Here is a 14,414-nt window from a genome sequence, read left to right on the forward strand (position 1 = left end):
ACAGGGGGATGCGTTGTTCTAGGAACCCTTGCCCTTTTCATTGGCCGGATCATAGACCTTGGTCAAGTCGCCGCCGAGGCGGAAAGTCTTGAACGGTTGCATGTCATGCTTCTTCTCCAGCACATCCGGGGTGCAGGTGTAGAGCGAGCAGAACGGTTCGAGCCAGGCGAATTTCGAGTCGACCTTGAGGTCGGTCATGTCCTGTTTCTTGCCGTTTTTTTCCTCGAATTCGTCCGGGTCTTTCACCCCGGCGAGTACGCGATCACCCAGGCGTTTCAGCGCGCCGTTGTTTTCCTGGCGCAGATCCACACCGTTGACCTGGGCGAAACTGGCGATCATCGCCAGCGGCGGCAGGGCGTAGTTGTGATAGGCGAGGGCGCGTTGCTGGCGCTTGAGTTCGTTCGGCAGGTAGCCATCGGCGTCGACCTGATTGGCGCCGACCTTGAATTCCTTCACCGCCCAGTCGAACAGGTCGCGGCGGTTGGTGGCGACGGAAGTCGCCATCACCGACCAGGCGGCCCAGTACGAGTGGTTGTTGGTTTTTTCCAGCGGCAGGTTGTCCCAGTCGCTGACCACCTGGTCGGCCATCTTGCTGAACCAGGCTTCGATCAGCTGCGACTCTTGCTGATGGTTGGCCAGCGGATGAGAGTCGGAAAACTTCAGGCGAATGTACGAGGACGCCATGCTGCCCAACGCCCATTTGCGCATGGACTTGCCGGTATGGTTGAAGTCCTTGGACATCAACGCATCGGCCTTGGCCCACGCCGTCAGCCAATCGAGCGTGCACTCCAGTTGTTCCGGGCGACCGTCACGCATGAACTGCATGACGCGCTTGCTGGTGCCGCGCTCGATCCTGGTGATGTCGGCGGTGCTGTCGCGGAAGGCTTTTTCCGATTCCACGTTCAGGGTCGAACGGGCCTTGTCCGAGCCTTCGTACTTGCTGCGAAATTGCAGCGAGCCGGTGTACGGCGTCGGCATCGCATCGCAGCCTTCACTCTTGTCGCCGGTTTTGACTTTCTCGATCGGCGCAAAGTAACCCTGTGGCGGGCGCAGTGGCGCCGCAGCCTGGGTCGCCCCGGCGAACATCGCCAGGCTCAAAAGCGTCAGTGTTGCAAGTTTCGGATTTCGCATAGCAGACCTCATTGCCCGGCTGAAGCGGTACGTTGCTCAGCGTTCGGGAATACGTTGCGTTTGCAGATTTTCGCTTCGACTTTCTGTGGCGCGGCATCCGTTTTCTCAGGACCCTGGATTTCGACGGCCAGCAGATTCTGCGAGGCCCAGTCTTCGTCCGTGCGCAACTCGAAGGCGAAACGTCCGTCAGTGTCGGAGGTTTCCGGTTTGTCGATCTTGATGTCCTCGTGGCGACCGTTCATGTACCAGAGGGTGGCTTGCAGGGTTTTCACCGACGTGTCGGCGAAGCGGATGTCGACCTGGTGACTGCCGTTACGCAGGTCGAGGTTTTTGCTGTTGACCATCAATTCGTTTTTGCCCGGCTTCAGGGTGGTGCTCCCGGACATCTGTGCAGCTTTGCCTTCGCAACCGTTGTCCAGCAGCGCCATCATCTGGCGGTAGATGGTTTCCTGGTCGAGGCGATAGAGCGGCGAGAATTCCCAGATGAGAATCTTCGGCGGGTTCTTCTGGAACTCGTCGCTGCCCAGGTACTGCAGCATCGAACCTTCCAGGCCACCGCCGGGGAACGCCACGTTGAGAATGTCGGCGCCGATGGCCTCCTGGAGGAAACCGGCGAAGTTGTAGTTCTTGCCACTGTGGCTGGTGCCGACCAGGGTGATCTGCGGATTGCCGGAATCGCCGAACAGATCGCCATCGCCTGCTTCGCCTTTGGGCTCGGTGGTGAATTGATCCATGTACTGGATCGCGTAGCTGGTGCCACAAAGTTGACCGGCCATGTTGTGCAATGTTCCGGTCTTGCCCATGCGACCTGACTTATGGGTCTCGAATTCACGCTTGGGAATGTCGGCGAAGGCCGGAATCTGCTTGACCTTTTCGGCGACGATTTTCGCTGTGCGCTGGGCGCCGTACGGGGTCCAGTGCTGGTCGCCACGGAAGTAGAAATCGTGGGCGGGCAGGGTATCGGGCAGTTGTTCGTTGGTCAGCGGCGACAGGTCCGGCACTACGTAGCCCATCTGCGCGAAACGGCCGAGCATGGTCTTGTAGTTTCTCAGGGCCTTGTCGAAATCGAAGCTGGCTTTCTCGGCAGGGTTGAGCTTGTTGCGGTTCACCAGGCCACGGGTCGGCTGATACACCACAACCAGTTCCACGCCTTTGCTCTTGAACGCATCGTGCAGTTGCTTCATGCGTTTGTAGCCGGCGGGGGTGGTGTCGAATTCGGTGCGCAAGTCTTCCTGCGTACGGAACAGCCAGTCGCCCTGGGCCTGCACCAGCGTGGTGAAGTTCTGCTGATAACGCGTGGTGTAGTTCTTCGCGTCGTGAGCCGCCGGACACAGGCTGCAGCAGGGTTCGGCGCTGAATTTTGGCGCTTGCACTTCATCGGCGCGAACACCACCGCTGGCTGCGAGAATGCCAGCGGTCAGGGCCGACAGGCTGAGTAATTTGATCAAGTGTGGGTGCATAAAATTATCCTCAGTCCTGCATTTCGGTCTGACGTTCGACAGGGTCGATCAGCACGGCTTTCTGCTGGCGTACCAGCAGGTCGAGAATTTCATCCTGGCGCTCGCCGAGAATCCCCGAGAAGCTGATGCCACTGGATTTGGTGGGTGCGAGCAGGGACACGCGATACAACTCGACGCTCAACGGCGAGTCGATGGACAGCGGGCCGCTGCCGTTGGCCGCCAGTTCACCGCCCACCACGATCAGCGACACCTGGGCGTCGAACGGGTCGAGCTTGATGTCACGGTCGGTGTTGGTCAGGTCTTTGATGTGGCCGTAGACGCCGGTCAAGCCGTTGGCCATGGCGATGTTTTCGTAGAGGCGAATGTTCACGCTGTTACGAATGCGGATGCCGTGGCGACGGTTGTTGACCACTTTGTTGCCCCACAGCAAGTTGTCGGCACTCTCGTAGAGGGTGATGCCGTCGGTGTGGTTCTGGTAGATCTCGTTGTGGGCAATGATGTTGTTGACGCTGTTACGGTCAATCACCAGGCCCGACAACTTGTTGTCGTAGCTGCGGTTGTTGAAGATGAAGCTGTCGTTGACCTCACGGGAAATAATGATCCCGTGCTTCTTTTTGGTTCCGTACACCGTGTTGTCGGCGATGATCAGACCGTGGGAACGGTCGTGGGGGTCGATGCCGTAGACGATGTTGTCTTTGTAGGTGTTGCCCTTGACCACGAAGTTGCTGGTTTCGTAGCAGTAGAAGCCGTACCACATGTCCGAGAACTCGGAGCCGACGATCCAGCCGGTCGGCTCGGAGCGCTTGAGCACCTTGGCCATGTTTGGCGTGTACTGGGAAATACTCACGCCGTAGGACTTACTGTTGGCGTAACCGAAACTGGCCATTTTGCTGTTGGCGATGTAGGTCTCTGTGCCACCCCATGCCAGCAGGAACGGGCGGAATTCCTTGGGCGATCTGAACGTCGCCGGGCCGTTGTCCTTCTCCCGCCAACCAGTGATCCTGGTATCGCGCACAAACAGCTGACCGTCGTTGACCATGAACGAACCGGCTTCCTCTGAAAGACGTAACTCCTGGGTCTGCTTGTCGATTTCGAGGATGCCATGACGGCCGACCACAATCGGCAATCTGGCCAGGAACACCCCCGGCGAAGTTTCGCTGAAGTACTGCTTGGGCAGTTTCTTCGCCAGGTCCTTGAGGTTCATGTAGCCATCATCGATGAAGATCGCCTGGGGGATGCCGTGCTGACGCACCACCCATTCGGCCATCTTGTTGTCGCCGCCGATGAAGTCCTTCAGGGCGTCTTCCTGCATCATCCGGCGCACGCTGATTTTGCCGGCCTTGCTGCGCACGACTTTTGCGGCGATGGCTTCGGCGGTGTAGCCGGACACGTCCGGCAGTTTCGGCGTGGCCAGTTCCAGCGGCGCAGTCGGTGCGCTGCTGACGGTGTAGGTCTTGGCCTGTTGCAGTTCCTTGGCAACGGTCGCCGGCTTTGCAACCGGCTCCACATTGGCGAAGGCCGTCGCACTGGCCAGCAGCATCGCGCCGGCCAACAGGCTGATCGAGCCTTTTCGGGCTGGATGATTCATCTGGGAGACTCCCTTCGCAATGTGCATCAGAAGCGCCAGATCACGTCGATGAACGCGCGGTGCATGTACGAGTCGACTTCCTTGCCGTACGCATCACCCGGCTTGAACACGCCGCCACGCAAGCGCACCAGCGCCGAAGGCTCGTCGATCGCCTGGCTCATCGATGCCGGCAGCAGGCCTTGCTTGAAGTACTTGGTGACCACCAGGTCCATCTCCTGGCCGAGGTCTTTTTCACCATCGTTCAGTGGCAGGGAGGTGCTGGAAAGGATCGCGCCGGTAACGTCGTCGGTGTTGTTCTGCACCGCGTCGATACCGTTGCTGCCGACCGGTTTGTTGCCGTCGACGCGCCAGAATTTGTGGTAGATCAGGCTGGCGTCGTATTCGTCGTTGAGCATCCACGAACCGAACAGCGTGGCCGATTGCATGTTGTTCATTTCGCCACGGAACGCTTCGCCGAAACGGTGCACGCGCGAGCGGGTGCCGGTGTAGTTCGAGCGGTTGCTTTCCAGGCCGTTCTGTTCGTAATCCTCGCTGGCGCGGGCGTAGGCTGCGCCCACTTGCCATTGCGGATCGAGGCGCAGGCGCACACCGAGGTCAGTGGCCCAACCGTCGACATCGCCGCTGCGCTTGGCTTGTGCGGGTGCGGTGCCATCGGCGTTCAGCGGGTTGACCGTGTCGCGGTCGCCGCTCATGCCGGTGATGCTGCCCCAGTAGTTGACGGTGTTGGTGTTGCGCCAGTTGTACGCATCGCTGTCGGCGGTAAGGCCGAGCCAGCTGATGTCGCCGTTCTGTTTTTTGTCCAGCGAATCACGCGCCACGCCGGGTTCTGCGTAGTCGAGTTTGCCGTCGTCGTGAGTGTGATGGCCGCGAATGCCGACCCAGTTGCCCGGGGTCCACTGGTACGCTGCATCGGCGTAGGCGTGCAGGCGATCCTTGTCCTCGGGCGCCAGCTCTTTGAGGTCAGTGCGGTACTCGCTGAAGCGTTCGGCGATACCGACGTTGGCGCGCAGCAGGGTGGTGTCGAAGGTCCAGTTCAGGGCTTCGATGTTGGTGTCGCGCCACTGGCCGTCGTCGTTGCGCAGGCGTTGGCGACCGAACTTGAGGATCTCGCCCGGGTAAGGCGTGAAGCCGCTGTAGCCGACCCAGAACTCGCGCATGGCCAGGTAGTTTTTCTTGGTTTCGCGGTCGCCGTTGTCGGTGTTCTCGGCACCATCGGATTGTTGCAGGGTGTCGGTCTCGATGATGTCAGTGGACGTCACTGCCTGACCCATGGCGTAGGCGCTCCACGCGCCGCTTTCGCCATAGACCCACGGACGCAGGTCGAGGCCGAGGCCATTGACGTCGCCGCCGCCCTGGGTGCCGAGGTCACGGTCGTCTTCGGACTGGCCGGTGATTTTCACGTCCAGGCCGTAGTTCTTGGTTTCAGTCATCGCCGCGAGTGTCGGGCAAGACCAGATCAGCGCGAAGGTGAGGCCGATACCGGCCTTCATGAATGGATTCAATTTCATAGGGATTCCTCGCCATCTTCTTCTTGCAGGGCATGCAGTGGCAGCGTGTTCTGGCTCAAGTTGCCGCGAGCGGCCTGTTCCTGTTTCAACAGGCGTTGGGCCTCGGCCAGCTGCGCAGGTGGCAGTTGGGCTTCGAGTGTTTGTGCAAGCTCGGTGGCCTGCGGGGTGTTCTGGGTCTTGGCCAGTTGGCTGAAGACGTATGCATTGAGCGGGCCAGGCTTGGTGCCTTTGCCTTGGGAGAACAATTGGGCGATGGCAAAGTCGGCGCTGTTCTGGCCGTTGCGCGCAGCGGTCAGCAAGTGGTCGAGCGCTTTTTGCGGATAGACCTTGCCCAGGTAGCCACGGCGGTAGATCTGGCCGAGGTAGTAGTCGGCGGCCACTTCACGGCCGACGGCTTTCTGGAAATGTTCTTCGGCGACCTTCGCATCTGCCGGAACCATCTTCCCTTCGTAGTACAGCTTGCCCAGCAACAGCTCGGCACGTGACTGGTCGGCGGCGCGGCCGTTGTCCAGGTACTTCATCATCTGATCGACATCGCCCAGTTCGGGGAAGTCGTAGAGCAGTTGCGCCAGGGTGACCCACGACGCCGGGTAACCCGGGGCGATAGGTTCGAGCAGCGACTGCGCGGTTTTCTCATCGGGTGTGCCGAGGGCCGAATCGGCCAGGACACGGGCGACGCTGTCCACACGCTGAGCGGACACAGTGCCGCGTGCATGGCCAGCCTGCATCTGCTTGATCAGCTCGGCCTGTTGTTCAGGCTGGGCTTTCTTCTGGTAGACCGTGGCCAGTTCGACGTAGCAAATATCGGTGGTGTTGATCGCGGCTTTGCAGATCTTTTCCACGTCATCCAAATGCTGATCGTAGGTACCCTGGGTGCGATACAACAGCACCTGTGCCAGGCCCGCTTCCGGCTTGCCTTCGGCGCGCCATTGGCTGATCTGCTGCTGGGCATTCACGTCAGGGAAGCTGTGCGGGTATTGCAGGTACAGCATCGCCAACGGGATCAAGGTATTGCTTTCGCCAGCGGCGGCGGCTTTCTTGAGCAGGGTTTCGGCTTCGTGTTGCTCGGCTTCGGTGGAGCCAGGCTTGGCCACCAGCAAGCGGCCGAGTCGCGCCTGGGCACGCGGTGAAACGCTGGCGGCGGCGCGGTAAGTCGCCTCGGCCTGTTTCATCTGCGCCGGGTCACGACTGTCCACTTGAATGTCGGCCAGACCGACCTGGGCTTCGCTGTAACCCAGGTCCGCCAATTGCTGATAGTTCGCCGCAGCGGTGGCGGTGTCGCCACGCTTGAGCGCTTCGTTGGCCAGGCGTTGGTCGGGCAGGCCGGCGCAACCGGCCAGGCTGACTGCCAAAGCCAGCGAGCACACCATATGACCCCGGTAGGAGCTGGCTTGCCGGCGATCCGCTTGACGCGGTTTTTCAGTAACACCGCAGTGATCCAATCGCTGGCAAGCCAGCTCCCACAGGGATCGCGGCGTTCTGAGAAGACTGATGATGGTCACAGGCATGTCCTCCGCTTAAAGACCAGCGGCCATGGCTTTGTCGATCAGCCAGTTCAGGTTCGGACCGCGGTCGCTGTTCACTTCAACCGGGCGGCCGGCGAGGGTGCTGTCCAGGGCTTCGTCAGGCTGGATCAGGACGCGGATGTCGGAAGACAGGTCGGCGCTTTTCAGGCTGGTGCTGCTGACGATCTTGCCGGTGCGGGTCTTGTCTTCACCGGCGATCTGGAAGCGCACGGCAGTGCCTGGCAGCACGTCACCGAACTGGCGATAGGAGAAGCGGGCTTCAACGTTGGCTTCGGTGTTACGCGGGACCAGTTGGAAGATCACGTCGCCCTTGCTGGCGTACTGACCGTTGGCGACCATTTGCTGGGCCACGGTGCAATCGCATGGCGAAGTCAGGGTGCCGGTCATTTGCTTGCCGAACAGTTCTTCAACCTTGGCCGGCGACAACTGGTCGTCTTCCAGATGGCCCTTGAGTACGTCGAGCATGCTGGTGCTAAAGGTCGCCAGCGGTGCACCTTTGGCGGCCACGCCGTCGGATTTCACCAGGCTCTGCACAGTACCGTCGCGAGGCATGGTGATGTTCACGCCCGGCACGCTGACCAGGCCAGCCTGGGCGTGGCTGACGAAATACATGCCGTACACCGACTTGAAGATGAAACCGAAGGCGGCCAGGCCAACGATGAAAATACCGATGCTGAAGGTCACGGCTTTCATGCGGCCGAACGCGCTCATGCCGTGGCCGCCGTCCTTGTTCTTGCGCGCCTTGGTGAAGTTATCGCGCTGCAGCGTGGCCAACATTTCGCCAATGCTGACGATGTCGCCGGCCAGGTGCGAAGTGATCAGGTGGCGCAGGGTCGAGATGTCCTGGGGTTCCAGGTTCTGGAACTGGCAACCGGCGCGGCCGGTCTGGCGATCGAAGGAGCGCACCTGCAATTCGACGTCCATGGCCAGGCCAAGGTTGTCGATCACGAATTGCAGACGGGCCTTGTACACATCGCCCACTTTGAGCGGCAACTGCCCGGCGTTGAACGCCAGGCCACCGGCGGACAGGTCGATCACCCGCGCTTCGACTGGCGTGCGGTCGGGGCCGAAGAAACGCAGCTTGGCCGGGATTTTCACTCGGGCGTGTTGGCGCTGTGCTTCGGATTCATGGACTACGTTGGCGTTGACGGCGGTATTCATAGGGGCGATTTCCTTGTTAATTCAATAAGGGGGCGGTCAGACCATCATCAGCAGCACGGCGACAAAAATGCTGCCGGCGGAGAAGGTCATGGTCCGAGACGACCAGGTGTTGAACCAACGTTGAAAGCTGGCGAGATCACGGGTCAGGGAAGTGGGCTGGCGAGTCCAGGACTGTTGGTCGAGGCGGAAGAACACGTAGATCTTCACCAGCGCACCGACGATCTGGTTGTAATAGAGAATCGCCGGGTAGGCCGGGCCGATCCGGTGACCGGAGCAGGACAGCAGCAGGGTCAGGATCAGGCGGGTGATGCCGATCCACAGCAGGTACACCAGGATGAACGCGGTGCCGTACTTGAAGCTGGCAATGATTGCTACGGTCAGGCCCAGCAGCGACGTCCACATCGATACGCGCTGATCGAACAGCACCACCGAGGTGAAGGCGCCGAGGCGCTTGATCCCCAGGCCCAGGGCGCGGGAGTTCTGCCGCAGGTTGTTGCCGTACCAGCGGAACATCAGTTTGCGGCTGGCCTTGATGAAGCTCTTCTCGGGCGGGTGCTCCACGGTGTGGATCGCCGCGTCCGGCACGTAGAACGTGTCGTAGCCCAGGCGCATCAGGCTGAACCAGCTCGACTTGTCGTCACCGGTCAGGAACTTGAAGCGGCCCAGTCGCCAGTGTTGCAGCGAGTCGCTTTCCACGTCGGCGATGAACTCCGGGTTGGTCACCACGGAGGCGCGGAATACCGACATGCGTCCGGTCATGGTCAGCACGCGCTTGGACAGGGCCATCGAGCACATGTTGATGTGACGCTGGGCGAAACGCAGCTTGTGCCATTCGCTCATGATGTAGCCGCCGCGTACTTCGCAGAACTCGTTGGTGGTCAGGCCGCCGACGTTGCCGAACAGCTGGAACCACGGCACGGTCTTGCGCACGACACCTTCGGCGAGCACGGTATCGCCATCGATCACCGCAACGACTGCACGGTCATCCGGCAGGTGACGGGAGATGGCGCGGAAACCGTAGGCCAGGCCATCGCGCTTGCCGGTGCCGGGAATGCGCACGAAGTCGAGTTTCACGTGCGCTGGCGGGTTCATCCGCTTCCACAGGCTTTTCACCAGCAACTCATCGGACATTTCCACGATGGAGCAGACCACGGTGGTTGGCAGGCCGCATTCCATCGCTTCGCGAATGACCGAGCTGTAGACCTGTGCGGTGGTCAGGGCGTCGATACGGAAACTGGTGACCATCAGGAACACGTGGGACGGGTCCGCCGCTTTGCCCAGCTTGCGCACTTTGCGCCGCAGGTGCGGGTAGACCACGTACAGAAACAGCATGCCGCGCAGGAAGTGCGTGGCACCCATCGAGTAGCGCCAGATACCGACGATACCGATCAGGAAAATGAAGTCCTTCGACTCGGAGTCGAACGTGGACGCAGGCAACGCCATGGCGATGCCCATCAGTAAACTTAGATAAAACAGCCAACCGGCGGCCTGGAGTAGGCCGTGCTTTAGCCTGTGCATAATCGGAATCCTAAAGTCAGTTGAAAGCCTCGCGCCCCTCTGTAGGAGCCGGCTTGCCGGCGATGGCGATCTCAGGAGCGCCATCGCTGGCAAGCCAGCTCCTACAGGTTTGCGGTGATCCTGTGGGAGCCGGCTTGCCGGCGATCAGCGCGAAGCGCTTACAACCTGCCGGTTACCAGCAAATGCCTTCAGTCCGGCCCGATACGCTGGTGGCCTTGGACATGAAGCCGACCAGGTCGATCACTTGCTTGCCGTGAGGAACGTTCTGCACCAGGGCGCGGAATTTCTCGTCACGGTTGCCGAGGATGATCACGTCGGAGTTGTTGATCACGTCGTCGAAGTCAGCGTTGAGCAACGATGAAACGTGAGGGATCTTCGACTCGATGTAGTCCTTGTTCGCGCCGTGGACACGGGCGTACTCGACGTTGCTGTCGTAGATGCGCAGGTCGAAACCTTTACCGATCAGCATTTCCGCCAGATCAACCAGCGGGCTCTCGCGCAGGTCGTCGGTACCGGCCTTGAAGCTCAGGCCCAGCAGGGCGACTTTGCGTTTGTCGTGGCTTTCGACGATGTCGAAGGCGTTCTGCACCTGGGACTCGTTACTGCGCATCAGCGAGTTGAGCAGCGGCGCTTCCACGTCCAGGGAACCTGCGCGGTAGGTCAGGGCACGCACGTCTTTGGGCAGGCAGGAGCCACCGAATGCGAAACCTGGGCGCATGTAGTACTGGGACAGGTTCAGGGTCTTGTCCTGGCAGACCACGTCCATCACTTCACGGCCGTCGACGCCGACAGCCTTGGCGATGTTGCCGATCTCGTTGGCGAAGGTCACCTTGGTGGCGTGCCATACGTTGCAGGTGTACTTGATCATTTCGGCAACGGCGATGTCCTTGCGGATGATCGGCGCGTCGAGTTCTTCGTACAGCGATTGCAGAACGTCACCCGAAGCCTTGTCGAACTCACCGATCACGGTCATTGGCGGCAGGTCGTAGTCGGCGATGGCGGTGCTTTCGCGCAGGAACTCAGGGTTTACGGCAACGCCGAAATCGACGCCGGCCTTCTTGCCGGAGCAATCTTCGAGAATCGGGATGACAACGTTTGCGACCGTCCCCGGCAGCACGGTGCTGCGAACCACGATGGTGTGGCGAGTGGATTTGTCACGCAGGACAAAACCGATTTCGCGGCACACGGCTTCGATGTAGTTCAGTTCCAGGTCGCCGTTCTTCTTGCTCGGCGTACCGACGCAGATCATCGACAGGTCAGTGTCGCGAATCGCCTCGGCGAAGTTGGTGGTGCCACGCAGGCGACCGGTCTGGATACCTTGCGCCAGAAGTTCACCCAGGCCTGGTTCAACGATGGGCGATTTGCCGGCGTTGATCATATCGATCTTGTCTTTGGCAACATCGACGCCAACGACGTCATGGCCCCGTGCAGACAGGCAACCGGCACATACTGCGCCAACGTAACCCAAACCAAATATGCTGATGCGCATCGCAATTACCTCTGTGTTTTATCAAGCCATTACATGGCCGGAGTTAATGGTGTTCAGCGGTCATAGTGCACTCGGAAGTGCGGCTTACAGGCGCGACATTGCCGTGTGCTGGCATATAAGTTCCGAGTGTCTAAATAAGTGCACTCAAGGTGTGCGCAACTAGGCCTTGTTGTTATGACTTGCCCTGTTATGCAGCCAATCCTCTTTTTCAGAGAATGTTCGTGCACTGGTTCTGCGCGCTTGATCTCAGGCGTAAGGCCCGTGGATCAAGCGGTTGGGTGCTCGGGTGAGCACGTTTATAGGGGCGCGGCCATGGCCTTGTAGGGGATAGTATTAATGCGTTATCTCCTGTCCGTTCGATGTTGTCCAAATCAGGGATTAGTTAGCTAAAGTTTGTATTGCAACTTTGCTACATGAATCACTTCTCTGCGTAAGTTATCTCGTACAAGCTCGGCGAGAATCGTTACCGGTGGTATGAGCGGTGCATTTGGACATAGTTCCAGTCCGCCCATCGCCAAATCAGAAATTTTTTGAAATATTGAGGAAGATGGCACTGCTTTCATTTTGATAGCACTTGCCGTTTCGCCCTTTATATATAGGCGGATTGTCGGAAGGGATATTTTTGTGCCACCACTGTTAAAAAAAGTCAGTGCCACTACGTAAAAAAATGATTGAAGTCGAGTGAAACTAAAGTTAGATAAATGATCGATGGTTTTTTGACGCCAATAGAATGGCGATCTGGAGGGGAATTGTCAGACGATCAGCGGGCCGCGCACGAGGGGTTTCTTCCTCATGCGCAGCGCACTTGCATCACTCTGGTGCGTGATCGCGCAGGAACACCAGGCTGTCCGGTTTGGACTGCTCGGCACTGTAGCGATAGCCCTGCACATCAAACGCTTTGAGCGCAGCCGGGTCGTTGATGCGTTCTTCTATAACGAAGCGGCTCATCATGCCCCGAGCCTTTTTCGCGTAGAAGCTGATGATCTTGTACTGACCGTTCTTGAGGTCCTTGAACTCGGTATTGATGATGCGCGCGTTCAGGGCGTTGCGTTTGACCGCCGAGAAATACTCGTTGGACGCGAGGTTGAGCAGCACGTCATCACCCTGATCGGCCAGGGCTTCGTTCAGCCATTCACTGATCCGCGTGCCCCAGAAGGCATAAAGGTCCTTGCCGCGGGCATTGGCCAGTTTGGTGCCCATTTCCAGACGATACGGTTGCATCAGGTCCAGCGGACGCAGCAGGCCGTACAGACCGGACAGCATGCGCAGGTGTTGCTGTGCGTAATCGAAATCGGCTTCGCTGAAGGTTTGCGCATTCAGCCCGGTGTATACGTCGCCCTTGAATGCCAGTAATGCCTGCTTGGCGTTTTCCGGGGTGAAGGCGGGCGTCCAGCTGCCGAAGCGGGCTGCGTTGAGGCCGCCGATTTTGTCAGAGACGTGCATCAACTCGCTGATCTGCGCCGGCGTGAGGTCGCGCAACTGCATGATCAGTTCCTGGGAGTGGTCCAGATACTGCGGCTGGGTGAAGCGCTGCGTCGCCGGCGGTGTTTCGTAGTCGAGGGTCTTGGCGGGGGAAATCACCATCAGCATGAAGTCGTCTCCTTTAATCGTGGCGGCGATTCTAGGGGGTTGTTCCCGATGACTCCAGCTATCAAGGTGATAGGTGATCGGTGGTTTGCCACAATGAGTTCGGCGTGGCTGCGGGAGTTGCGGTCGGATCAGCTATAGTGCCGCGCGGGTTTTGTTATGGAGACATCCCATTGCGCATCGTTTTTCTATTATCGGCCTGGCTTTTGAGCTTCGGTGCCATGGCGGCACCGGGGGACGTGGCCACGCTCGATCGCAGCACCTGGCCGGAACAACTCAGTAACCCGACGCTGTTCGATGTCGCCTCGCGCGCGGAAATCCTCATGTTCGCCCGCGTGCTGCTGGCCAGTGAATCCCTGGACGAACCGGCGCTGGCCCAGCGCTTGGGGCTGCGCACGATCAACATGGAGTCGATCAACCGGGTTCGCCAACGCCTGTGGCAACGCTTGCTGGCCAACTACAACTTCGCCCAGCAGAGCTGCGATCAGGATGCGTCCTTCTGTTTTCTGGTCGAGGACATGCCGACCCTGCGTGAACAGGCCGGCAAATTCCAGATCAGCGAAGACAGCTATTACATCCGCTGGGCCGAACCGAGCCGCCTGTTCCATAGCCAGTATCTGGACGAACAACTGCGCAAGGCTGCGCTGTTCCCGCAGACCAGCAGTGAAGTCGATCGTTTTGGCGACTATGAGCGCAACGGCGAGGCGATGCATGACCGGCTTTTTCTGCTGACCTTCGACAGTGCCGCGAATGCGCTACCGGATAACACGGCCTGGGTCAGCGAGTTCTTGCGCAAGGCAAACATGAGCGGCACGTTCTTCGTGCTCGGCAAGGACATCCAGGCGCGCCTGACGGAGCGCTCGGTGGCCAGCCTGCAGTCGACTTACTCAGCCCAGTGCGTCGGTGTGCAAGGCTGGGAGTTTCGTTCCCACAGCCACTGGCAGGACTGGCAGGATTCAGTGCGGCGCAGCGTCGAGCTGATCAAAGGCAAGCTGCCGGAAAACTATGTGCCGCTGTTTCGCCCCCCCGATGGCCAGCGTCGCTCCGATGCCGAAGGTTTCTTCGAGGCCCAGGGCTTGCAGGTGGCACTATGGGATATCGACGCACAAGACGGTGCCGGCAAACTCAAGGCCAGTCAGAGCGCGCAACGGGTACTGACCCTGATGCTGCTGTGGCGTCATGGTGTGATCGATTTCAATGTGAAGCAGGATGGCGTGAAAACGGCGCTGCCTTGGCTGATGACGCAAACGTCGCAAAGCGGGATCGGTTGGGAGGACTGTCAGAGCGGGTTTCGCTGAAACGACAAAAGCCCGTAAACATTGGGTAAAGGGCGATTTTGGGAGCGAATTCGTTGCAGGTTGATCTCCGACTGTAAACGGGTGATGGCAGTCCGCCAAGTGCTATTGGTCAATCTGCAAAATAAACTTCAAAAAAGCGTCAAAGTGC

Annotated in this window: 10 protein-coding genes; 1 reads left to right on the forward strand and 9 read right to left on the reverse strand. The window is 59.4% G+C overall.

Translation table 11 applies throughout. From position 1 onward, the window contains the following. Nucleotides 1–18 precede the first annotated feature (18 nt). From M5G20_RS19455 to yaaA, 9 genes are all read right to left on the reverse strand, one after another. Nucleotides 19–1,131, reverse strand: a complete 1,113-nt coding sequence (locus M5G20_RS19455) for a mannuronate-specific alginate lyase (protein WP_273920384.1) — start codon at nt 1,129–1,131, stop codon at nt 19–21. An 8-nt stretch (nt 1,132–1,139) separates the two neighbouring features. Next, complete coding sequence (locus tag M5G20_RS19460) at nt 1,140–2,591, reverse strand: alginate O-acetyltransferase (RefSeq protein WP_273920385.1); 1,452 nt, start codon at nt 2,589–2,591, stop codon at nt 1,140–1,142. Between the two features lie 10 nt (nt 2,592–2,601). Continuing rightward, a complete protein-coding gene (gene algG, locus M5G20_RS19465) occupies nt 2,602–4,179 on the reverse strand; it encodes a mannuronan 5-epimerase AlgG (RefSeq protein ID WP_273920386.1) in 1,578 nt (525 codons plus the stop codon). Between the two features lie 26 nt (nt 4,180–4,205). Then, nucleotides 4,206–5,687 (reverse strand): alginate export family protein, encoded by a 1,482-nt coding sequence (locus M5G20_RS19470; protein WP_075945591.1) that lies wholly within the window; start codon nt 5,685–5,687, stop codon nt 4,206–4,208. After that, a complete protein-coding gene (gene algK, locus M5G20_RS19475; RefSeq protein WP_273920387.1) occupies nt 5,684–7,195 on the reverse strand; it encodes an alginate biosynthesis TPR repeat lipoprotein AlgK in 1,512 nt (503 codons plus the stop codon). The genes M5G20_RS19470 and algK overlap by 4 nt, the downstream gene beginning before the upstream one ends. Nucleotides 7,196–7,204: 9 nt before the next feature. Beyond that, complete coding sequence (locus M5G20_RS19480) at nt 7,205–8,374, reverse strand: alginate biosynthesis protein Alg44 (RefSeq protein ID WP_150733831.1); 1,170 nt, start codon at nt 8,372–8,374, stop codon at nt 7,205–7,207. Nucleotides 8,375–8,410: 36 nt separating this feature from the next. Continuing rightward, nucleotides 8,411–9,892 carry a mannuronan synthase gene (alg8, locus tag M5G20_RS19485; RefSeq protein WP_443218313.1) on the reverse strand — a complete coding sequence of 494 codons (1,482 nt, stop codon included), beginning with the start codon at nt 9,890–9,892 and terminating at the stop codon, nt 8,411–8,413. A gap of 172 nt (nt 9,893–10,064) precedes the next feature. Then, nucleotides 10,065–11,381, reverse strand: coding sequence for a nucleotide sugar dehydrogenase (locus tag M5G20_RS19490; protein WP_150733829.1), 1,317 nt, complete (start codon nt 11,379–11,381; stop codon nt 10,065–10,067). A gap of 810 nt (nt 11,382–12,191) precedes the next feature. Continuing rightward, on the reverse strand, nt 12,192–12,971 hold the full coding sequence (gene yaaA, locus M5G20_RS19495) for a peroxide stress protein YaaA (protein WP_150733828.1): 780 nt from the start codon (nt 12,969–12,971) through the stop codon (nt 12,192–12,194). Nucleotides 12,972–13,141: 170 nt separating this feature from the next. On the opposite strand from yaaA, the gene M5G20_RS19500 reads away from it, so the two are divergent. Beyond that, on the forward strand, nt 13,142–14,266 hold the full coding sequence (locus M5G20_RS19500) for a polysaccharide deacetylase family protein (RefSeq protein ID WP_273920389.1): 1,125 nt from the start codon (nt 13,142–13,144) through the stop codon (nt 14,264–14,266). The last annotated feature ends 148 nt before the right edge of the window (nt 14,267–14,414 follow it).

Source organism: Pseudomonas sp. TNT2022 ID1044, assembly GCF_028656895.1.
Taxonomy (GTDB): domain Bacteria; phylum Pseudomonadota; class Gammaproteobacteria; order Pseudomonadales; family Pseudomonadaceae; genus Aquipseudomonas; species Aquipseudomonas reinekei.

Excerpts from the sequence above, each read along its gene's own strand:
- M5G20_RS19455 (WP_273920384.1), bottom strand. The coding sequence starts at position 1,131 with ATGCGAAATCCGAAACTTGCAACACTGACGCTTTTGAGCCTGGCGATG.
- M5G20_RS19470 (WP_075945591.1), bottom strand. The coding sequence starts at position 5,687 with ATGAAATTGAATCCATTCATGAAGGCCGGTATCGGCCTCACCTTCGCG.
- M5G20_RS19490 (WP_150733829.1), bottom strand. The coding sequence starts at position 11,381 with ATGCGCATCAGCATATTTGGTTTGGGTTACGTTGGCGCAGTATGTGCC.
- M5G20_RS19460 (WP_273920385.1), bottom strand. The coding sequence starts at position 2,591 with ATGCACCCACACTTGATCAAATTACTCAGCCTGTCGGCCCTGACCGCT.
- yaaA (WP_150733828.1), bottom strand. The coding sequence starts at position 12,971 with ATGCTGATGGTGATTTCCCCCGCCAAGACCCTCGACTACGAAACACCG.
- algG (WP_273920386.1), bottom strand. The coding sequence starts at position 4,179 with ATGAATCATCCAGCCCGAAAAGGCTCGATCAGCCTGTTGGCCGGCGCG.
- alg8 (WP_443218313.1), bottom strand. The coding sequence starts at position 9,892 with ATGCACAGGCTAAAGCACGGCCTACTCCAGGCCGCCGGTTGGCTGTTT.
- M5G20_RS19480 (WP_150733831.1), bottom strand. The coding sequence starts at position 8,374 with ATGAATACCGCCGTCAACGCCAACGTAGTCCATGAATCCGAAGCACAG.
- algK (WP_273920387.1), bottom strand. The coding sequence starts at position 7,195 with ATGCCTGTGACCATCATCAGTCTTCTCAGAACGCCGCGATCCCTGTGG.